The sequence below is a fragment of the Streptomyces sp. NBC_00005 genome (assembly GCF_045160215.1).
Taxonomy (GTDB): domain Bacteria; phylum Actinomycetota; class Actinomycetes; order Streptomycetales; family Streptomycetaceae; genus Streptomyces.
The window spans coordinates 3,100,804-3,123,061 of record NZ_CP108316.1; the positions used below are offsets into that span (position 1 = coordinate 3,100,804).

Annotated in this window: 11 protein-coding genes; 1 reads left to right on the plus strand and 10 read right to left on the minus strand. The window is 72.0% G+C overall.

What is annotated here, in order from left to right; all coding sequences use genetic code 11:
* Positions 1-3: 3 nt before the first annotated feature.
* A complete protein-coding gene (locus OG303_RS14375; RefSeq protein ID WP_405868530.1) occupies positions 4-2,298 on the minus strand; it encodes a bifunctional salicylyl-CoA 5-hydroxylase/oxidoreductase in 2,295 nt (764 codons plus the stop codon).
* Entirely contained in the window at positions 2,283-3,110 is an 828-nt protein-coding gene (locus tag OG303_RS14380; RefSeq protein ID WP_405868532.1) for an enoyl-CoA hydratase family protein, read from the minus strand. The genes OG303_RS14375 and OG303_RS14380 overlap by 16 nt, the downstream gene beginning before the upstream one ends.
* Positions 3,111-3,446: 336 nt before the next feature.
* Here OG303_RS14380 and OG303_RS14385 point away from each other — a divergent pair, with 336 nt between their 5' ends.
* On the plus strand, positions 3,447-3,899 hold the full coding sequence (locus tag OG303_RS14385; protein ID WP_405868534.1) for an ATP-binding protein: 453 nt from the start codon (positions 3,447-3,449) through the stop codon (positions 3,897-3,899).
* A gap of 24 nt (positions 3,900-3,923) precedes the next feature.
* Here OG303_RS14385 and argF read toward each other — a convergent pair whose 3' ends face one another.
* The 8 genes from argF to OG303_RS14425 form a co-directional block, all read right to left on the minus strand.
* Positions 3,924-4,931, minus strand: a complete 1,008-nt coding sequence (gene argF, locus OG303_RS14390; protein ID WP_405868536.1) for an ornithine carbamoyltransferase — start codon at positions 4,929-4,931, stop codon at positions 3,924-3,926.
* Positions 4,932-5,011: 80 nt separating this feature from the next.
* Entirely contained in the window at positions 5,012-6,235 is a 1,224-nt protein-coding gene (locus OG303_RS14395) for an arginine deiminase (RefSeq protein WP_405868538.1), read from the minus strand.
* 107 nt (positions 6,236-6,342) lie between these two features.
* Positions 6,343-7,632, minus strand: a complete 1,290-nt coding sequence (locus OG303_RS14400) for an MFS transporter (RefSeq protein WP_405868540.1) — start codon at positions 7,630-7,632, stop codon at positions 6,343-6,345.
* Positions 7,633-7,635: 3 nt separating this feature from the next.
* Positions 7,636-9,780, minus strand: coding sequence for a RiPP maturation radical SAM C-methyltransferase (locus OG303_RS14405; protein WP_405868542.1), 2,145 nt, complete (start codon positions 9,778-9,780; stop codon positions 7,636-7,638).
* Between the two features lie 17 nt (positions 9,781-9,797).
* Positions 9,798-9,929, minus strand: a complete 132-nt coding sequence (locus OG303_RS14410; RefSeq protein WP_405868544.1) for a hypothetical protein — start codon at positions 9,927-9,929, stop codon at positions 9,798-9,800.
* Between the two features lie 68 nt (positions 9,930-9,997).
* Entirely contained in the window at positions 9,998-12,556 is a 2,559-nt protein-coding gene (locus tag OG303_RS14415; RefSeq protein WP_405868545.1) for a polynucleotide kinase-phosphatase, read from the minus strand.
* Entirely contained in the window at positions 12,553-14,073 is a 1,521-nt protein-coding gene (locus OG303_RS14420; RefSeq protein WP_405868547.1) for a 3' terminal RNA ribose 2'-O-methyltransferase Hen1, read from the minus strand. Before OG303_RS14420 ends, OG303_RS14415 begins: the two co-directional genes overlap by 4 nt.
* A 73-nt stretch (positions 14,074-14,146) precedes the next feature.
* On the minus strand, positions 14,147-22,252 hold the full coding sequence (locus tag OG303_RS14425; RefSeq protein WP_405868549.1) for a beta-ketoacyl synthase N-terminal-like domain-containing protein: 8,106 nt from the start codon (positions 22,250-22,252) through the stop codon (positions 14,147-14,149).
* Positions 22,253-22,258: the final 6 nt, after the last annotated feature.

Here is a 22,258-nt window from a genome sequence, read left to right on the forward strand (position 1 = left end):
CCCTCAAGTCCCCAGTGTCAGGCGGGGCTTGGGGGCGTCCGTGCGTCCGGTCTGGGGGCGGCGGCTGCCCGCGCCGTACGGGGCCGGCCAGGCGACGCCCGGACCGGCGTAGTCCTGTTCGGCGGCCGCGTGCAGGGTCCAGTGGGGATCGTAGAGGTGGGGGCGGGCGAGTGCGCACAGGTCCGTACGCCCGGCCAGGATCAGGGAGTTGACGTCGTCCCAGGAGGAGATCGCGCCGACCGCGATCACGGGGACGCCGACGGTGTGACGGATGCGGTCCGCGTACGGCGTCTGGTACGACCGCCCGAACTCCGGCCGCTCCTCGGCCACGACCTGCCCGGTCGACACGTCGATCGCGTCGACGCCGTGCGCGACGAAGGCGCGGGCGATCTCGACGGCGTCCTCGGCCGTCGTGCCGCCCTCGGTCCAGTCGGTGGCGGAGATGCGGACGGTCATGGGCTTCTCCTCGGGCCAGACCCCGCGTACGGCGTCGAAGACCTCCAGCGGGAAGCGGAGACGTTTCTCCAGCGAGCCGCCGTAGGCGTCGGTGCGCCGGTTGGTCAGGGGGGAGAGGAAGCCGGAGAGCAAGTAGCCGTGGGCGCAGTGGAGTTCGAGGAGGTCGAAACCGGCGCGGGCGGCCCGCCAGGCGGCCGCGGCGAACTGCTCCCGGATATCGGTGAGTTGGGCGCGGGTGAGCTCGCGCGGGGTCTGACTGTCCGGCTTGTAGGGGAGCGATGAGGCGGCCGTCAGCGGCCAGTTGCCGTCCTCCAGCGGCTCGTCCATGCCCTCCCACATCAGCTTGGTCGAGCCCTTGCGGCCGGAGTGCCCGAGCTGCACGCCGATCGCGGTGCCGGGCGACTGCGCATGGACGAAGTCGGTGATCCGTTTCCAGGACTCGCCCTGCCGGCCGGTGTAGAGGCCGGCGCAGCCCGGGGTGATGCGGCCATCAGGGCTCACGCACACCATCTCGGTCATCACCAGCCCCGCCCCGCCGAGCGCCCGTGCGCCCAGGTGGACGAGGTGGAAGTCGCCGGGGACGCCCTCGGTGGCCGAGTACATGTCCATGGGCGAGACCACGACCCGGTTGCGCAGGGTCAGACCGCGCAGCCGGAACGGCGTGAACATCGGGGGCGTACCGGGCGGGCAGCCGAACTCGCGCTCCACGGCGCCGGTGAAGCGGGCGTCGCGCAGACGGAGGTTGTCGTGGGTGACGCGGCGGCTGCGGGTGAGGAGGTTGAAGGCGAACTGGCGGGGCGGCTGGTCGAGATGGAGGCCGAGGTTCTCGAACCACTCCAGGCTGGCGCGGGCCGCGCGCTGGGTGGAGGCGACGACGGGGCGCCGCTCCTCCTCGTAGGCGGCCAACGCCTTGTCCAGGGAGGGCTGTTCCTCCAGACAGGCGGCGAGCGCGAGGGCGTCCTCGACGGCGAGCTTGGTGCCGGAGCCGATGGAGAAGTGGGCGGTGTGGGCGGCGTCGCCGAGCAGGACCACGTTGCCGTGGGACCAGCGCTGGTTGACGACCGTGCGGAAGGTGGTCCACGCGGACTTGTTGGAGCGCAGGGACCGGCCGTGGAGTGCTTCCGCGAAGATCTTGGCGCAGCGTTCGACGGACTCGGTCTCGTCGAGTTCCTCGAAGCCGGCCGACCGCCACACGTCCTCGTGCATCTCGACGATCACGGTGGACGCGTCGGGGGCATAGGGGTAGCCGTGCAGCTGCATCACGCCGTGCTCGGTCTCGGCGATCTCGAAGCGGAAGGCGTCGAAGGCGAAGTCGGCGGCAAGCCAGATATAGCGGCAGTGGTGCGTGGCCACATGGGGGCGGAACACATGGGCGTAGGCCTCGCGGGTGGTGCTGTTGACTCCGTCGGCGGCGATGACGAGGTCGTACGCCTCCGTGAGCCAGGCGGGGTACGGGGCCTCGGAGCGGAAGCGGAGTTCCACGCCGAGGGAGCGGCAGCGCTCGTGCAGGATCTCCAGGAGGCGCTTTCTGCCCAGGGCTGCGAAGCCGTGGCCTCCGGAGGTCTGGCGGGTGTTGCGGTGGACGATGTCGATGTCGTCCCAGCGGGTGAAGTGCTTCTGCAGGGCCTCGTAGACCACGGGGTCGGCGTGTTCGATGCCGCCCAGGGTCTCGTCGGAGAGGACGACGCCGAAGCCGAAGGTGTCGTCCGGGGCGTTGCGTTCCCAGAGGGTGATCTCTCGGGACGGGTCGAGGCGTTTCAGCAGCGCCGCTGCGTACAGGCCTCCGGGGCCGCCGCCGATGACCGCGACTCGTAGGGGATTCATGGTTACCGTCCCCTCCATTTGGGAGGGCGTTTCTCCGTGAAGGCCGCGTGGAACTCCGCGTAGTCCTCGCCGTTCATGAGGAGGGCCTGGGTCGAGGCGTCCAGTTCGACGGAGGCCGCCAGGGGCATGTCCAGTTCCGCCGTCAGCAGGGCCTTCGTCTGGGCGTACGCCAGGGCCGGGCCGTCTGCCAGGCGGCGGGCCAGCGTCTGTGCGGCCTCGTCCGCCCGGCCCTCGTCCGTCAGTTCGCTGATCAGGCCGATGCGCTCCGCCTCTGGGGCGCGGACCGGGTCGCCCAGCATCAGCAGCCGGGTCGCGTGGCCGAGGCCGACAACCCTCGGCAGGAGGTAGGCCGCGCCCATGTCGCCGCCCGAGAGGCCGACGCGGGTGAAGAGGAAGGCGAAGCGGGTGGTCGGGTCGGCGATGCGGAAGTCCGCGGCCAGGGCGAGGACCGCTCCCGCGCCTGCCGCCACGCCGTGCACCGCCGCGATCACCGGGAACGGGCACTCGCGTACGGCGCGCACGACCTGGCCGGTCATCCGGTTGAAGTCGAGGAGCTGGGCGGTGTCCATGGACAGGGTCGCGCCGATGATCTCGTCGACGTCGCCGCCCGAGCAGAAGCCGCGGCCCTCGCCGGCCAGCACCAGGGCGCGCACGGACCGCTCGCGGGACAGCTCGGCGAGCAGGTCGCGCAGGTCGGCGTAGGCCCCGAAGGTGAGCGCGTTGAGCTTCTCGGGGCGGGCGAGGGTGACCGTGGCGACCCCGTCGGCGTGCTCGACGCGCAGGTGCCGCCACTCGGAGGTGCGAGCGGCGGAGCCGGTGAAGGGACTCATGACGTGCGACCTCCTCGGGGGGCGGGCACTGCCTCACTGAGCTCTACCCTTGGAATTTATCACCCATCCGTGACTGTCGTCACGAGGGCGCGATAGGCGCGATGGAGCAGACCGGCTGCGGCTGCGGACATCACCGCGGATCTGACCTGGACCGGTCACATCCGTCACGGCTCGGCGATAGGCCGGTAACGGCGGGCACGGCCGCGCGAGGCAAGCCGTTGCTACGGGTAAGCCGCCCATCAACGGGGCCGAAGGTCCCGCGTACGGTGCCCGTCGGACGCCTCTGCCGGGCGGCGCCGTACCATTTCATAAGGTTGAAAGCAGGACAGCCTGCTCATGAACGGACCCGCCTTGCAAGATCGCCCCTCTGCCTCCGCCTCCTGGCGCATCGCGCTGCCGCATTCCGTCGCGGCCGTGCCCGTGGCCCGCGCACTCGTGCGCACGGCGCTGGCCGAGCTGAACCACGGGGCCGACTGCGACACCGCGGAACTGCTCACGGCGGAGCTGGTCGCCAACGCCGTGGAACACACCGTCGGGGACTCCCCCATAGAACTCGTGGTGGAGCTGCTGCCGAGCGGCTGCCGGGTCGAGGTGCACGACCCCGACCCGGTGCCGCCCTTCGGTCTCACCAGGCCGAACGGTAAGGAGCCCGACCCGTGGCAGGAGCACGGGCGCGGGCTGCTGCTGATCCGTGCGCTCAGCTCGTCCTGCGGACACCGGCCGACCACGTCGGGCAAGGCCGTGTGGTTCCGGCTGCCGGTGATGCCTGAACAGCGCCGTTCGGCGTGATCGCTTCCCTGGGGCTCCGACGGCTCACGCCAGCGTCGCGACCAGGACCGCCTTGATCGTGTGCATCCGGTTCTCGGCCTCGTCGAAGACCACGGAGTGCTCGGACTCGAACACCTCGTCGGAGACCTCCAGCTCGGTGAGCCCGTGGCGCGCATGGATCTCGCGGCCGACGTCGGTGCCGAGGTCGTGGAAGGCCGGCAGACAGTGCAGGAACTTCACGTCGGGATTGCCGGTGGCACGAAGGACGTCCATGGTCACGGCATAGGGGCCGAGGAGCGCTATGCGCTCGTCCCAGACCTCCTTGGGCTCACCCATCGACACCCATACGTCGGTGGCGATGAAGTCGACGCCACGCACACCCTCCTTCACGTCCTCGGTGAGAGTGATCCGGGCGCCGGAGGCCGCGGCGAGCCGCTGGGCCACCTCCACGATCGTCTCGTCCGGCCACAGCAGCCGGGGCGCGACGATACGCACGTCCATGCCGAGCAGGGCACCGGTGACCAGGTAGGAGTTGCCCATGTTGTAGCGGGCGTCGCCGAGGTAGGCGAAGGCCGTCCCGGTCAGCGGCTTGTCGGTGTGCTCGGTCATGGTGAGCACGTCTGCCAGCATCTGGGTGGGGTGCCATTCGTCGGTGAGCCCGTTGTAGACGGGGACCCCGGCATGCACGGCCAGTTCCTCGACGACGCCCTGGCCGTGCCCGCGGTACTCGATCCCGTCGTACATCCGGCCCAGCACGCGCGCGGTGTCCTTCACGGACTCCTTGTGCCCGATCTGTGAGCCCGACGGGTCGAGGTACGTCGTCGAGGCGCCCTGGTCGGCGGCGGCGACCTCGAACGCGCAGCGCGTGCGCGTCGACGTCTTCTCGAAGATCAGCGCGATGTTCCGGCCCCGCAGGTACTGCGGCTCGGTCCCGGCCTTCTTGGCTGCCTTCAGCTCGGCGGCCAGCTCGATCAGACCGAGGAACTCCTGCTCGGAGAAGTCGAGCTCTTTGAGGAAGTGACGGCCGGCGAGGGCGGTCGGGACTGTCGCCACGGGGCACTCCAGGAATGCGGGAACAAATACCCTGGAACTCTATACGAAGTTTTGCATTTCTATACAGCCTCACGTTCGATCTATACGGCCTCACGTTCGACCGGGCAACTCATGCAGCGCGGGCCGCCCCTGCCCCGGCCCAGTTCGCTGCCGGGGATCTCGATGACCTCGATGCCCTGCTTGCGCAGGTGTGTGTTGGTGGTGGCGTTGCGCTCGTAGGCGACGACGACGCCCGGCTCGACGGCCAGGACGTTGCAGCCGTCGTCCCACTGCTCGCGCTCGGCGGAGTGCACGTCCTGGGTCGCGGTCAGGACGCGGATCTCGCTCAGCCCGAGGGCGGCGGCGATGGCCCGGTGCATGTGCTCCGGCGGATGGTCGGTGACCTTGAGTTCCTTGTCCCCGACGCCCGGTTCGATGGTGTACGAGCGGAGCATGCCGAGGCCCGCGTACTGGGTGAAGGTATCGCCGTCGACCATCGTCATCACGGTGTCGAGGTGCATGAAGGCGCGCCGCTTCGGCATGTCGAGGGCCACGATCGTCTGGGCGGAACCGGCGTCGAACAGCTTGTGCGCGAGCATCTCGACGGCCTGGGGCGTGGTGCGCTCGCTCATGCCGATCAGGACGGCGCCGTTGCCGATCACGAGGACGTCGCCGCCCTCGATGGTGGACGGGTAGTCGGCCTGCCCCTCGGACCAGACGCGGAACGTTTCGTCACGGAAGAGGGGATGGTGGCGGTAGATCGCCTCGAAGTGGACCGTCTCGCGCTGCCGGGCGGGCCAGCGCATGGCGTTGATGGAGACGCCGTCGTAGATCCAGGCGGAGGTGTCGCGGGTGAAGAGGTGGTTGGGGAGGGGGCCGAGGAGGAAGTCGTCGAGGTCCATGACGTGGAAGCGCACGGAGGTCGGTTCCGCGTGCGCGGCCAGGAACTCGCGCTTGGTCATGCCGCCCACGAGCGCCTCCACCAGCTCCGGCGCGGGCAGGTTCTCGAAGGCGGCTCTGAGGTGGTCGGTGGCGAGGACGCCGTACTCCTTCTCGTCGAAGACCCGGTCCAGGACGAGGGTTCTGGCCGCCGGGATCTCCAGGGCCTCGGTGAGCAGGTCGCCGAAGAGGTGGACGGTGACCCCTCGGTCGCGCAGGACGTCGGCGAACCCGTCGTGCTCGGCGCGTGCCCGGCGCACCCAGAGCAGGTCGTCGAAGAGGAGGGCGTCCTTGTTGCTGGGCGTGAGCCTTTTGAGCTCGAGATCGGGCCGGTGCAGTATGACGCGGCGCAGCCGCCCGGCCTCGGAGTCGACATGCATTCCCATGCCTCCATCCTGACCACCGGGCGGCCTGTTGACCCGCGGGTCGGCGGTTTCTTCGTCTTCTTGTTTTCGTCCTCGCGACGATAAAGAGCCGCTGCGCCCGGCGGTCGTCACCGGCCGCCTGGACCTCGCTGCGCCTGGTCGGTCAGCGGGAGCGCCTGTCCCGTCTGCTGCTCCGCCCGCATCGGCGCCCACAGCGTCGCGCCGGAGACCAGGGCAATCACGGCGGACGCCACCAGGACCGGTACGTTCCCCAGCGCCCCTGCCAGCGCCCCGCCGCCCAAAGCGCCGACCGGCACCGTCACCAGAAGCACCGCCTGGTTGAAGCCCGCGACGCGGCCCTGCAGACCGGCGGGCGCGATCAGCTGCTGCAGGGTGGTCAGGGAGATGGACCAGACGGTGACGGCGAGGCCGTACGAGACCTGGTAGGCGATCAGCAGCGGGAAGGCGGGCCCGGCGGACGCCGCCGGGACCAGGAAGCCCGCGGCGCCCGCCACCAGTCCGCAGATCCTCGTCGCCCGCCACAGCCCCAGGCTCTCGCCGAACCGTTTGGCCACCACGATGCCGAGCACGGTGGCCGCGCTGAACGTGGCGTAGGTGATGCCCAACTGCCAGGAGGGCAGGTGGAGTTCGCGGCTCGTATACAGCACGTAGAGCGCGGCCGCCGCTCCACTGCCGAGGTTGAGCCCGGCGCCGGCCAGCACCATCCGGAACAGCGGCCGTTCGCGGCGTACGACGTCGAGTCCCGCTCTCAGGACGGCAGTCGGCGAGGTGCCGGGGGCGTCGCGCTGTGCGGCCCGGGTGTCGAGGGCGGCGGGCAGGGCGAACAGCACCAGCGCCTCCACGGCGTACGCGGCGCTGCCGACCACGAGCGCCGGGCCGGTGCCGGTGAGGCCGACGAGGACGCCGCCGAGGGCCGGGCCGCCGATCTGGCCCACGGTACGGGCGCCGGTCAGCACGGAGTTGGCGGCGAGCAGCCGGTCGGGGGCGACGACTCGGGGCAGCGCCGTCTGGAGGGCGATGCTGAGGGTGAAGGTCAGGGTGCCGGAGACCGCGGCGACCGCGTAGAGGTGCGGCCAGGTGATGTGCCCGGCGGCCCGGGCGAGCGGGACGGAGCCGACGACCAGGGCCTGGAGGGAGGTGGCCAGGACGAGCAGCCGGCGCAGGCGTACGCGGTCGACCAGCACTCCGGCGAACGGGCTCAGCACCGCCCCGGGCAGATACGTCAGCGCCAGGATCGCGGACGCGGCGAACGGTCCGGCGTCCAGGACGGTCACGGCCAGCAGGGTGAGGGCGAGCGCGGTGATCTGGCGGCCGACGGAGCCTGCCGTCTGCTCCACGCACAGCAGGACGAAGGGGCGGTGCCGGCGCAGCGGGCGACCGTCGGGCGGGACGGTCACCCGTCAGATTCCGGTGCAGGGCACGGGCCAGCGTCCGATCCGCGGCGGCAGCGACACCGCCCAGCCGTCGGTCAGCCGGACCAGCCCCTCACCGGCCAGGAGTGCGGCCGCCTCGCGCTGCACGTCGGTCAACTCGTCCAGTGGGGTGCGGACCTGGAGGGTGTCGAAGGTCGAGAGCAGGTCGGGGTCGTCGAGGATGTAGCGGGCCGATGTACCTCTGTTTCGGCGGTCCATGACGGTGACGAAGTCCGGGCCGCGCCGGTGGTAGAGCATCCCGTAGACATACCCCGCCGAAGGGCCGGTCACGGCGCCGTCGTCCATCCGCACCGGCTCGCCCCAGGTGGGCAGGGAGACACAGGTCCGTCCGTCGCGGAACAACAGGCCGAGTTCCAGGGCCTGTTGGAGCCAGTCGTCGAGCGCGTCGGCGGACATCCGGTGGCCGTCCTCGGTGAGCAGGCGGTGCAGTGCCGCACCGGTGCGCCCGTCCTCCAGCCGGCGCAGGGCGGCCGCCTGCCAGCCCGTGAACCGGTGGGTGCGCCTCGGCCAGCCGTGCCGTCGGTCGTGGACCACAAGCGCGTCGCCGTCCTCGGTCAGCGTCAGCCGTGAGCCGGGGTGGCCGAGCAGCCAGGCCTCGACGGCCTGCTGGAGCCGTGCCTCGGGCTCGCCCACGAGACCGGCGTCCTCCGTGTCGAACAGGTAGACCAGATCGGCGAGTTCGCCCTCGGGCAGGTCGTAGACGTGCTGGTACATCTCGGCCGGGCCGCGCTTGCCGAAGCCGAGGCCGGGGTCGTTGAAATGGGGGCTGAACCGCTCGAGTTGGATGCGGTGGGCGCCGCTCGGCGGCTGGAGGTGGACGAGCGCGGGGAGTTGGTCGACGACGCCGGTGTAGTCGTCGGCGCTCTCGCCAGGGAAGCCGTAGAGGAGGTTCCAGGAGCAGGTGAGCGAGTGGTTCTCGCACTCGCGGAGGGTGCGGATGTTGCGGGCGCCGGTGACGCCCTTGTCCATCAGGTCGAGGACCCTGCTGCCCAGGCTCTCGATGCCCGGCTGGATGTGCACGGTGCCCGAGTCGGCGAGGAGGGCCAGTTGCTCGCGGGTGAGGTTGGACTTGACCTCGTAGTGCATGCGCAGGTCCCAGCCGCTCGCGGCGGCCCGCGGCAGGAAGTCCTTGAAGTACGCCATGTCGATGATGTTGTCGACGGTGACGACGTCGAGGATGCGGTGCCGGCGGACGAGGCGGTCGACCTCCGACCACAGGCGCTCGCCGGGCTTGGCGCGGAAGGTCATGGCCGAGCCGTTGAGCCCGCAGAAGGTGCAGTGGTGCTTCTCGCCCCACCAGCAGCCGCGCGCCCCTTCGACGACGAGCTTGGGGTGCACGTACTCGGCGACCGCGGAGGCGTCGAGCTCCGTCTGCCACTGGTCGTAGTCGGGTGAGGGGATGTCGGCGGGCGCCACGGTGCGCCGCGATTCGGCGTTGGCGCGCGGCACTTCGCCGTCCCACCAGCACAGGCCCGGTACGTCCGCGGGGGGCGTGCCCTCGTCGAGGTGACGGAGGAGGGCGGGGAAGGCGTACTCCCCCTCGCCGCGCACCACGTGGTCCACGAACCGGTGGTTGCGGTGCAGGGCGTGCCCCATCGGGCCGTCGCAGTTGCTGCCGCCGAAGACGACCGCCAACTCCGGGCGGCGGCGCTTGAGTTCGCGGGCCAGCGCGAGCGAGGACACGTTCTGCATGAAGGTGGTCGTGAAACCGACCACGTCGGGCTCGTCGGCGAGTACCGCGGCCGCGCACTCGGTGATGAAGTCGGCCGCGTACGCGCGCATTTCGCACGCCGCGTCGACGTCGATCCCGTGCCGGACGGCGTAGTCCGCGAGCCGCGCGGTGCCCCAGTGGGGGTCGTCGTAGAGCACTCCCGAGAAGACCCAGTCGCCGAGGCCGTGGAAGATCGAGTCGCTGCCGACCCGCACGTAGTCGCCCGGCCGCAGCCGCCCGCCGGAGTGCTCCAGCAGGAACTCCGCCCAGCGCAGCGAACCGTGGAACTCGCGCACCTCGTCCTGCGGACGGGTGCGCGAGACCAGGGCGTGCAACAGGCCCACCTGCAGCGACGGCAGATCGATCGGATGCCAGGGCATGGTCACCAGGTGGACGCGCATGCCCGTCCGTCGCGCGGTCAGCGGGTCGGCCGCTTCTCCACGATGCGCGGCTGCCGGTTGGTCTTCTCTTCCTCGCGGACGACTACCTTCTTGATCTCCACGGGGTACCCCGCCCTCCTCGAACTGCCCTGACTGGCAAGGCTGTTCAAGTTAGGCGGGGTTACGTGTGGGACACAAGGGTTCCATGGAGCTTGTGTGAACACGGCTCACGATTGGCTCAAAGCCGTGGGTCCACCGGCTCCGACTCCAGCGCCAGGACCCCGAACACGGCCTCGTGCACCCGCCACAGCGGCTCGCCCTCCGCCAGCCGGTCCAGGGCCTCCAGGCCGAGGGCGTACTCGCGGATCGCCAGTGACCGCTTGTGGTTCAGGAAGCGGCCGCGCAGGCGGACGAGGTGGTCGGGGCGTGTGTACTCCGGACCGTAGATGATCCGCAGGTACTCGCGGCCCCGGCACTTGATGCCGGGCTGCACCAGCCGGCCCTGTTCGCTGCGCAGCAGCGCGCCGAGCGGCTTGACGACCATGCCCTCGCCGCCGCGGCCGGTCATCTCCAGCCACCAGTCGACGCCGGCCCGCACCGACTCCGGGTCACCGGTGTCGACGTAGAGCCGCCGGGTGGTCTGCAGCAGGCCGCTGCCGTCGTGCTCCACCAGCCGGTCCAGCAGGGCGAGTTGCTCGTCGTGCGGAAGGCCGGCGAGGCTGCGGCTCTGGACGGCCAGGATCTGGAAGGGCGCCAGGCGCACGCCGTCCAGGCCTTCCGTCGTCCAGCAGTAGCGGCGGTACGCGTCGGTGAACGCGGCGGCGTTCGAGGCGCGTTCACGCTGGCGGGCCAACAGGTCCGCCACCTCGACACCACGCGCCGCGGCGCCCTCCAGCGCGGCGAGCGCACCCGGGAACACGGCGCCCGACGCGGCGCCGACGGCCGCGTACTGCGAGCGCAGCAGCCCGGACGCCTTCAGCGACCACGGCATCAGCTCGGCATCCAACAGAAGCCAGTCCGTGGCGAGTTCGTCCCAGAGGCCGGCCTCGCCGATCGCCGTGCGGACGCGGCCGAGGATCTCCTCCGTCACCGACTCGTCGTCGAAGAACGGCCGTCCGGTACGGGTGTACAGCGCCCCGGTTGGTCCATCGACCCCGAAGCGCTTGCGCGCCGCCTCCGCGTCCCGGCACACCAATGCCACCGCCCGCGAGCCCATGTGCTTCTCCTCGCACACGACCCGCGCGACGCCGTCCGCCGCGTACTGCGCGAAGGCCTCGACGGGGTGCTCGAGGTAGCCCTCGACGTGCGAGGTCGCCGTCGGCGCCATGGTCGGCGGGAGGTACGGCAGCAGGCGCGGGTCGACGGCGAAGCGGCTCATGACCTCCAGGGCCGCCGCCGCGTTCTCCTCGCGGACGGCCACCCGGCCGGTGTGCCGGGTCTCCACGACCCGGCGGCCGTGCACGTCGTTCAGGTCGAGCGGCCTGCCGTCCTGCCCGCCGGGCGCCTCGGTCCGCAGCGGCTTCGCCGGCTCGTACCAGACCTGCTCGGCCGGTACGTCGACCAGCTCCCGCTCCGGCCAGCGCAGCGCCGTGAGCTTGCCGCCGAAGACGGCGCCCGTGTCCAGGCAGATGGTGTTGTTGAGCCAGGTGGCGTCGGGGACGGGAGTGTGACCGTAGACGACCGCCGCCCGACCTCGGTAGTCCTCCGCCCACGGGTAGCGCACCGGCAGCCCGAACTCGTCGGTCTCGCCGGTGGTGTCGCCGTAGAGCGCGTGCGAGCGGACCCGGCCGGACGTGCGGCCGTGGTACTTCTCGGGCAGGCCGGCGTGGCAGACGACAAGGCGGCCGCCGTCGAGGACGTAGTGGCTGACGAGCCCGTCGATGAACTCCCTTACCTGCGCACGGAACTCGTCGCTCTCGCCCTCCATCTGCTCGATGGTCTCGGCGAGGCCGTGGGTGTGCTGGACCTTGCGGCCCTTGAGGTGACGGCCGTACTTGTTCTCGTGGTTGCCGGGAACGCACAGCGCGTTGCCCGACCCGACCATCGACATCACGCGGCGCAGTACGGCCGGGCTGTCGGGGCCGCGGTCGACGAGGTCGCCGACGAAGACGGCGGTGCGGCCCTGGGCGTGCACGCCGTCGTCGTAGCCCAACTTGCCGAGCAGCGACTCCAGTTCAAAGGCGCAGCCGTGGATGTCGCCGATGATGTCGAACGGGCCGGTGAGGTGGGTGAGGTCGTTGAAGCGCTTCTCGGTGACGACGGAGGCGTTCTCGATGTCCTCCACACCGCGCAGGATGTGCACCTTGCGGAAGCCCTCGCGCTCCAAGTGCCTTACCGAGCGGCGGAGTTCGCGGATGTGGCGCTGGATGACCCGGCGCGGCATGTCGGCCCGGTCGGTGCGGCCCGCGTTGCGCTCGGCGCACACCTCCTCCGGCACGTCCAGCACGATGGCGATGGGCAGCACGTCGTACTGCCTGGCCAGCTCGATCAGCTGCCGCCGGGAGTCCTGCTGCACGCTGGTGGCGTCGACGACGGTGCGGCGGCCGGCGGCGAGGCGCTTGCCCGCGATGTAGTGCAGGACGTCGAAGGCGTCCCGGGTGGCACTCTGGTCGTTCTCGTCGTCGGAGACCAGGCCGCGGCAGAAGTCGGAGGAGATCACCTCGGTCGGCTTGAAGTGCCGGCGGGCGAAGGTCGACTTGCCGGAGCCGGAGGCGCCGACGAGGACGACGAGGGAGAGGTCGGTGACGGGAAGAACCCGTCCCTTGCGCTCTGTTGTGTTCTCTGCTGCCTCGGTCATGCTGCCTTCGCCTCCTTGTCGTTCTTCTCGGTCGCCGTCGCGGTCTTCCCGGTCACCGTGGTCTTCTCGGGCTTCTCGGTCTTCAGCACGAACACGGCCATCTGGGTGGGCGGTCCGACCTCGGGGTCGTCCGGTCCGACGGGTACGAACTCCACGCCGTACCCGTGCCGTTCGGCCACCGACCCCGCCCAGGCGCGGAACTCCTCGCGGGTCCACTCGAAGCGGTGGTCGCCGTGCCGGACGTGGCCGGCCGGGAGGGACTCCCAGCGGACGTTGTACTCGACGTTCGGGGTGGTCACGAGGACCGTGCGCGGGCGGGCCGCGCCGAACACCGCGTACTCCAGGGCGGGCAGCCGTGGCAGGTCGAGGTGCTCGATGACCTCGCTGAGCACGGCGGCGTCGTACCCCTTGAGGCGGTTGTCGGTGTAGGCGAGGGAGCTCTGGAAGAGCTTGACGCGCGAGGCCTGCCGCTCCCCCATGCGGTCCAGCTTGAGCCGCCGGGAGGCGATGGTCAGTGCGCGCATCGACACGTCGACACCGACGATCTCGGTGAACCGCACGTCCTTGAGCAGCGCCTGCACCAACTGCCCCTGCCCGCAGCCCAGGTCGAGGACGCGGGCCGCGCCGGACTCCTGGAGCGCGGCGATGATCGCGTCCCGCCGCTGCACGGCGAGCGGTGTGGGCTTCTCCTCCGCCTCGGTCTCCGCCTCGACGGCGTTGTCGATGTCCTCGACCTCGCTGTCGTCCGCCTCCGCGAGCCGAACCAGCTCCAGCCGCTCCATCGCCTCGCGGGTCAGCGACCAGCGGCGCGAGAGGTAGCGGCTGGTGATCAGCTTCTGCTCCGGGTGCGCGGGCAGCCAGCCCTCGCCGGCCCGCAGCAGCTTGTCGACCTCGTCCGGCGACACCCAGTAGTGCTTGGCGTCGTCGAGGACCGGCAGCAGGACGTACAGATGACGCAGGGCCTCGGCGAGGGTCAGCGTCTCGGACTCCAGGACGAGACGCACGTACCGCGACTCGCCCCACTCGGGGAACTCGGCGTCCAGCGCGACCGGTTCGACGGTGACCGCCCAGCCCAGCGGCTCGAAGAGACGTCGTACGAGCTCGGGGCCGCCCCGGGCGGGCAGCGCGGGCACCTCGATGCGCAGGGGCAGCGGCTGCGCGGCGCGCTCGGGGCGGGCGTTGCACACGCCCCTCATCGCACTGGAGAAGACAGCGCTCAGCGCCACCGCGAGCAGCGAGGAGGCCGCGTACGGGCGGTCGTTGACGTACTGGGCGAGCGCCGCGTCGGGGGCCCCGCCGCGGCCCTTGCCCTTCCCCCGCCGCACCAGCGCCACCGCGTCGACCTCCAGCAGGAGCGCCGCCGTGCAGCGCTCGGCGTCCGCCTCGGGGTAGAGGACGTGCGCCTTGCCGTAGGACGTGGAGAACGCCTGCGCCTTGTCGGGATGCTTGTGCAGCAGGAAGCCTAGATCGGTGGCCGGGCGTTCTGGGGTGCCGGTGGTGGTGAGGGTCAGGAACAAGGTGGGTACACCTCGGGATGGGTGGTGAACTGCTGATATTCGACTCAACGTACAGCGAATACCTGCGGCACACTCAGGATTTTTTGCTCCGTACCTCGACCCGGTCGCCCTCCTCCCGGACCAGCACCGCGTGCGTCGGGGCGGGGCGGTCCGTCGGCCAACCCGCCGTGAGATCGGGGGCGATCGTGACCGCCGAAGGGTGGACCCGGGCCTGGCGGGCGATGTGGTCCTTGACGGCGATACGGGCCAGGTCGTCGCGGGTGCGGGAGCCCGGGGGCAGGGCGTAGGCCTCGGCCACCGTGCCCGGCAGCCAGTCGAAACGGTCGACGTCCTCGGCCGCCAGCCGGGTCACCCCGTCCTCGGTCACGGACAGGCCGATGCCGTCGGCGTAGCGCCGGTCCCTGAGAAAGGCGCGGCGCAGCAGCGGATCGGCCGTGGCGATCCGGCCCTTCGGGAGGAGGATCTCCACCAGCCGGAAGGTCACCAACAGGCCGTCGGCGCAGGAGAGTTGGACGTCGAACATCGGCAGGCGGCGGTCGTCCCCGTCGAAGCCGGCGAAGCGGGCCTCGACCCGTACCTCGCCGGTGGCCGGGAGCGGTCCGTGGATGTCGAACGACGCGACGCGGTGCGGGAAAGCGGCCACGTCCGGGGCGATCTCCGGTGACCAGCGCGAGAGTCGGTCGTGCGGGACGACGTGCAGGGCCGCGTCCAACAGGCCCGGGTGCAGCAGGCCGGGCGGGACCGTGCCACGTGCGACGTCCAGGACTCCGGAGGCCGCACCGGTCGTCTCCCGCACCGAGACCAGGTACTGGAACGCGGGGCCGTGGAAGAGCGTCCCGGCGGTGTAGGGGTCGTCGGCGTGGACGGCGTCCGGCAGCGGTGCGAAGGGTTCGGGCGGCGGGGCGGCCGCGCGTTCGCCGACCAGGACCGTGGCGGTCGCCGCCGGTTCGAAGCGGGACAGGGCGGGGGTAGCCGCCGCCCGCCACGTCAGCAGGGTCACGGTCAGTTCGCCGTCGCCGGGTGCTCCCTCGACACGTACCCCATCGACGCGTACTCCCTCGCCGGATACGCCGTCGACAGGGGTGACCTCCGTTCTGAGGCGGACCGGCTCCGCGACCCGGATCCAGCGGTGCAGCCGGACGTCGCGCAGGGCCCGGACGGGCTTGCCCGTGTGCGCGGCTGCCGCCCTCGCCAGCAGGTCGAGGGTGCACATGCCGGGCAGCGTCGGGACGGTCCAGGTGGGGCGGTGGTCGACCAGCCAGGTGTCCACGGCGGGGTCGAGGACGATCTCGGTGCCGGTGGCCCCGTCCGTCGCCGCTCCTTCCGTCACGGCTCCCTCCGATACGGCCCTTTCCGCCACGGCTGCTTTCACCGTGCCCCTTTCTGCCGTGCCCCTTTCCGTCGTGCCCCCTTCTGCCCTTTCCCCTTCCACCACGCGCATCGCGAGGTCCCGTACGTGATAGATGCGGGTCCCGTCGACCCACAGCCACGCCTCGGCCACGGCGTGGTCGGTGCCCCTCTCGCGGATCTCCAGTTCGACGGTGACGCGCTGGTTGGCGGGGACCACCTGGCCCCGGTAGGTCCAGGACAACGGGCGGGTGGGGGTGGTGAGTTCGAAGCGGGGACGGCGTAGGCCGTCGGTCGCGCCCGTCTCGATCAGGTACGTCTGCAGGAGCCGGTGCATGGCTTCGATGCCGAGCGAGCCGGGCTGTACCGGGTCCGAGAAGAAGTGCGCCTTGAAGAACCACTCCCCCGGGTCCACGTCCTTCTCGGCGCGCAGGCGGCCGAGTCCCGAGGCGCCGCCGTCCGGCCAGTAGCCGGTCACGCGGTCCAGCATCAGCAGCATCGGGCCGGCGGGCGGCAGTACCGCGGTCCGCCCGCAGGGTTCCGCCAGGCGGGCGGCCTCGGCGTCCGTGGGCGGCAGGCCCGCCTGGTCGGCGAAGGCCTCCGGCGGGAAGAAGCCGAAGACGGTGGTGGCGTGGAAGACCGGCAGGCCGTCCGCGAGGCAGTCCACCTCGAAGGACACGATGACCATGTCGCCGACGCGGGAGATCTCGCGCAGTGCGGAGCGGGTGCGCACGGTGGCCGTGTCCGGGCCGACGGGGCCGCTCACGGTCGCCGTTCCGTCGAGGTTGCGGAACAGGAGATCCCGGTCCGAGGTCAGTGCGCAGCCCACGTACGTGGCGAGCCAGCCGCACGGCTGGAGGGCGATCTCCATCAGCACGGCCGTCGGCAGCACCGGGCTGTCGTTCTGCTCGAAGTACCAGCTCCCGGCGCTGACGTCGTACTCCGCGACCACCTCCACGCCGGCCTCCATGGCGCCGGGCGGGCCGTCGACCGAGACGATCCGGCTGATGAAGTGGTACGGCGGACCCGGGAGCCGGGGTACCCGACGCGCGTCCTGCGCGGGGCCGTAGAGCCCGGGGAACGCCTCCGACGGGCGGCCCAACGCGCTGGCGAGCAGGGTGGGATACCCGTACGCCGCCTCGGTCGGCACAGGCAGGAGCTCGGGTTCCTGCTCCCGCTCGGGCTCGGGTTCGGGCTCGCGGTGGTCGAGCATCCGCGAGTGCTCCAGCGGCCAGTCCCGCACCAGCCGCAGGCCGAGGCCGCGGGCGAGGAACGCCTTGACGCCGTCGACCGTGCACAGGACGTCGGCCACCAAAGTCGGCTCGTCCGCCTCACCGCCCTCGTCCCCTACCGACAGCTCGCGGACGAACACCTCGTACGTCAGCAGGCGGGCGGCGGGGGTGACCTGGCCGCGGCACAGCATGCGGTACGCGGCGTCGGGGACGGGTTCGAAGCGCCAGCCGTCGCGGTCGGCCGTGCAGCCGAGTGCCGCCAGATGGAAGGCCATCGCCTGGAAGCAGCCCTCCAGCATCAGGGTGCCCGGCATGCAGGGGTCGTCCTTGAAGTGGCCGGCGAAGAACCAGTCGTCGGGGCCGATCGGCGTCTCGGCGCGCAGATGTCCGCGTCCCCAGGGGCCGCCCGTGGGGTCGAACGCGGTCACCTCCCCGAGCAGCAGCATGCGGTCGGCGGCGATGCGCGGGGTGCGGACGTGGGCGCGGGTCGCCCGCAGGTGCGGGCCGAAGCAGTCGTACGGGCGCCCCTCGGCGAAGGCGCGTACGGCGTCCGGGCCGAACGTGCTCCGGGTGGCGGGGAGTTGGGGTTGGGGCGGGACCGGAGTGTCCGGAGCGTCGGCGGCCGGATCCCACAACACACCGCCGGTGCCCGCCAGTTCGGCGTCCGTGAAGAAGCCGGCCTGGCCGTCCCGTACGGTCAGGCGCAGCTCGTCGCCGACGTGGCAGTCGTACTCGAAGAAGAACAGCCGGACGCCGTCGTGCTCGCCGTGCCCGACGATGCGGATCTCGAAGCGGAGGGTCTCGCCGGGGGCGGGCGGGCTGCCGTGGAACGTCAACTCGCAGCCGAGCAAGCGGTATACGCGTTCGCCGGCATGCCCCTGCAGGTCGGCGCCGAGCCAGCTGATGAGCAGCAGGTCCGCCTGACCGGCCTCGACCATGAGCCCGGCGGGCATACGGCCCGTGGGGTCCAGGTACCAGCTGTCCGGCCGTACGTCGGTCTCGGTCCAGATGGTGCCGGTGCCCATGGAGGCGGGCACCGCGTCGATGCCGGTGACGCGGTCGGCGAGCAGCATGGGCGGCTGCGGCATGCGGGTCTGGCGGGGCAGGCCGTCCTGTGGTGCGAAGTGGGGGCCGAGGAGGTCGGAGATCCTGCCGGTCGCGAGCTGTTCCAGTTGGTCACGGGTGAAGCGGGGGCCGGGGTGGGGTGCGGGGCCGGGCCGGCCTGCGGGGCTGGGCCGGGATGTTGGGGCGGGGTGGGGTGCGGGGGCCGGGCGGAGTGCGGGGACGGTCGCGGGGACGGGGGCTCCGTTACGGAGGAGGGTTTCGGCTCGTCGGCGCATGGCCAGGAAGTCCTGGTGGACTTTCGACTGTTGGGCCATGAACTCCTGGAAGGCGGAGGTCAGTCCCTGCTGGTGTGTCGTGGTCGCCGTCAGCACGCGTGCCAGGCGGGCAGGGCCGACTCCTGACGACTTCGGCGGCCGGGGAGGTTCGGCCGGCGTGATCGGCGGCTGGGGAGGGTCGGCCTGTGTGATCGGCGGCAGCCACGGTGCCCTGGGCATCAACTGGTGTGCCGTGGTGGCCTGTTCGACGAGCAGGCGGGCCGGGAGGACGCTCGCGGCGACCGTGGGGAGTCGGGGTGCGCGGGGCATCTCCTGGCTGTCCGCCGTGACCGGCGGGGGTACCCGTACGGGCGACGGGTGGGCCGGGAAGGTCAGCGAGGCGGTGGTGTGTTCTGCCCGCGGTGGCGTGATGGACGCGAGGTGGTCGAAGAGCGCGTCCGCGTTCAACGGCACGCCCGCCGCGACGAGTTCGGCGACCGTTCGGACGAGCCGGCGGATGCCCTGGCCCTCGGTGGCGTCCAGGGACACGGCGAGGTGGTCGCGGTCGCCGAGGATGCGGTCGATCCAGCCCGTGCACAGCCCGCGCGGACCGTGCTCGATGAACACCCGTACGCCGTCGGCGTACGCGTTCTCCACCATGCGGTCGAAGTTGATGGTGCCGACGGCCTGCGCGGTGACGGCGTCGGCCGCCGTGTCGCGCGTCGGCGTGTACCACTCGCCGCTCGCGCCGGTGTAGAACCGCACGCCCGGCACCGGGTCGGTCGGGCGGTGGTGGAGCTGCCGCCACTCCGTGCGCACCTCTTCGACTTCGGGCGCGTGTACGGCGATCTCGTAGTCGAGGCGGATGGCGTGCCCGGTGGGCAGCGCCGCCAGCAGACGCGCGCACTCGCTCTCCTCGCCGCCGACCACGCACATGTCGGGGGCGTTGACGGCCATGAGATGCACGGCCCGACTGTCCTTGAGCAGTTCGCGTACGGCGTCGACCGGGGCGTTGACGATATGGCTCGCCCAACGGTCGCCGCGTACCCCGTACTTCGCCCAGGCGGCACGGACGGCGTCGAGGCGGCCGACCACACCGTCCGTGAAGACCGCCGAGTCGCGGATGTCGGCGACCAGCGACCGCACGTCGCGCCAGGCGCGCAGGGACACCAGCGCGGCCGACTCGCCCGAGGAGTAGCCAAGCGCGGCGGCGGGTGCGATGCCGAGCAGGTCGCGGCTGATCTCGGTGTGGAACTGGGAGAGCAGGGCCGCGCCCCAGATCTGGTCGAGGACGTGTCCGTGCGGGGGTCCTTCGGCTGCCGGGGCGTGGCGGTGGGCCCAGCCGACAGTGTCCGCCAACGGGCCGCAGCGGGACTCCAGTTCGGCGGTGATCGTGGGAAACGCCAGCATGAGTTCGCGTCCCATGCCCGGGTAGGCCGCCGAACCGTTGGTGTAGACGAAGGCGACCTCGCCGTCCACAGGACGCTCGCGGAAGGCCACTCCGTCCGGGCGGATGCTCTCGCCGGCCAGCCAGCGGCGGGCGGCACTCGCGCGGGCGGCGAGCTGTTCGGCGTCCGTGGCGACGATGACCAGGCGGGCGGGGCCGGTGTCGGACTCGTGTCCGGCCGCGAGCGCGGCCAGGGTGCCGGGCAGGTCCCGGCCCGAGAAGACGTGCAGGCGGGGGGCGGGTTCGGCCGCCCAGGCGGCGGTGTCGGTGTCCCCGGCGGCACGCAGCCGGGCCCGGGCGGGCGGTGCGTCGAGCGGGGTGACGATCACCTCCGCGGTACGGACGCCGAGCGCCGGCACGGCCGGGGCGCCCACGGCACCGGGCAGGGCCCGATGGTGCAGGGCAAGGGCGGCACAGGCCACGGCGAGCAGTCCAGTGGCGGCGTGGGGCGCGCCGAAGAGGGCGGCCGGGTCGAAGCCCGGGGTGCTCTCGCCCTGCGCTCCCGCAGCGACCCCACGAACGCTTTCGCCACGCGGCTCCACAGGCACGTCCCGACCGCTCCCGCCCTGTCCTCCCGCGGCCACTCCCCGCCTGCTCTCGTCGTGCGGACCCACGGTCTCGCCACGAACGCTCCCGTCACGCGGTCCCACCGTCTTTCGCCGGGGGCCCTCGTCACGCGGCCCCGCAGTCGCACCCCGAGCGCCTTCCTCGCCCGCCCTCGCAGACACATCGCGACCGCTCTCACCACGCACCCCCACCGTCATGTCGGCAGGACCCAGGCCCAGTTGGTCGAGAAGTGCGATCACCCGGTCGCCGTCCCTGCGGGCGTCGTCCAAGCGCTTGAGGACCAGGGCGACCGCCGCGTCGCCGGGTGCGCGGTCGATGCCGAGTTCGGCGAGCGCTGCCCGGTGCACCGGTTCGTGGGAGAGGTCGACGGCGCCGACCAGGGCGGCGTCCGCCTCGCCCGTGGCCAGTGCCCGTGCGGCGAGGTCCAGGGCGACGAGGCCGGAGGCTTCCTCCGCGCTGACCGTGAAGCTCGGCCCGCGCAGGTCGAGTTGGGCGTTGAGGCGGTTGGCGACGACGTTGGGCATCGTGCCGAGGACGGCGGCGGCGTCCAGCGGCGGGGCGAAGGCGTCCCCGGTGCCGGAGTCCCCCGACCAGGCCGCGGCGCGCGCTCGCGCGTGGTGCCGGGCGACCTCGGGATCGCAGCCCATCCCGACGAGCACCATGGTCCGTTCGCCCGGCAGGACGGTCCCGCGGGCCGCCTCCCGTGCGGCCTCCGTGACCAGCAACTGCTGGGCGTGGGCGCGCTCCAGATCGTGCGGCGGGAAGCTCAGGCCCGCCAGCTCGACGTCCACGGTGGAGCGGGGAGCCGTCGTCGGGGTGCCGGTCAGGAGGGCGTGGGTCAGGTCGTGCACGTCGCGTCCGTCACCGACGCGGGCGCCGATCGCGACGATGGCCACCGGCTCCACGGGGGCCGGGTCGGGAGTGGGTGCGTCCCGCACCGGACGGGCGACCGCGCCCTGTGTCTCCTCCCACGCGTCGACCACCAGATGCGCGTTGTTGCCCCCGAACCCGAACGCGCTCACGGCAGCCCGACGCGGCCCCTCCCACGGCTCGCTCCGCCGCAGCAGCCGTAGCGGCGTGCCTTCGAGGGCGTCGGTCGGGTCGTCCGCCCCGACGGTCGCGGGCCGGATGCCGGTCCGCATCGCGCCGAGGACCTTGAGGAGTCCGGCGAGTCCGGCCGCCGTGACGGGATGGCCGAGGTTGGACTTGACCGACCCGATCGGCAGGTCCGGGCAGCCGTCGAAGACCCTGCTCATGGCCCGGATCTCGACCGCGTCGCCGACCTGGGTGCCGGTCGCGTGGCACTCCGCCAGCGACACGGTGCGCGGGTCGATCCCGGCCGACTCGTACGCCAGCCGCATGGCGCGCACCTGACCGGCCTCGGCGGGGGTGAGCAGTCCGCCGTCCCGGCCGTCGTTGGACAGGCCGATGCCCCGGATGACGCCGAGGATCGGCCGGTCCTCGGCCACGGCGTCCGGCAGCCGCATCAGCGCCACGCAGGCAGCGCCCTCGGCCGGTACCAGCCCGTCGGCCCCGCGGTGGAAGGGCCGGCTGCGTCCGGTGCGGCTGAGCGCGGACAGGGCGCCGAAGCCGAGGTGGATGAAGAGGTCGTCGGCGCGGTTGACGGCGCCCGCCAGCATCAGGTCGGCGGTGCCGTCGCGCAGCCGGTCGCAGGCGAGTTTGACGGCGTAGAGGGAGGAAGCGCACGCGGCGTCCAGCGCGTACGCGCCCGCGCCCAGCCCCAACGCCCGCGCGGCGAGGTGCGCGGGCAGGCCGGAGGAGAAGCGGTCACGGGGGTCGGGGCGCCTGCCCGGACCGTACGCGCCGTCCCACAACTCCCTTACGGAGTAAGGCTGTTCCTCGCGCCATACGTGCTCGGCGTACCGCGCGAGTGCGGCGCTCGGGAAGGACAGGTTGCCGAGGACGAGGCCCGCCCGGGGTGCCGCGCCGTCCGAGTGTCCGCTGTTGCGCAGCGCCTCGCGGGCGCAGTGCAGGGTCCACCGGAACACCGGGTCCAGGCCGGCGAGTTGCTCGGGCCCGAGCAGATAGGCGTCGGGGTCGAAGACGGAGTCGAAGCCCCGTACGTACCCGCCCCGGGAGGCGGTGGCGGGCTTCGGCAGGCGCCAGTGTCCTTCGGGGGCGGCGGACAGGCTCACCCGGCCGGCCGCGATGTTCTCCCTGAAGGTGCCGGGGTCGAGCGCGTCGGGGAGGACGCAGCCCTGTCCGACGACGGCGATCGGTTCGAATCGTCGTGTGAGTCGCATCATGCGTGC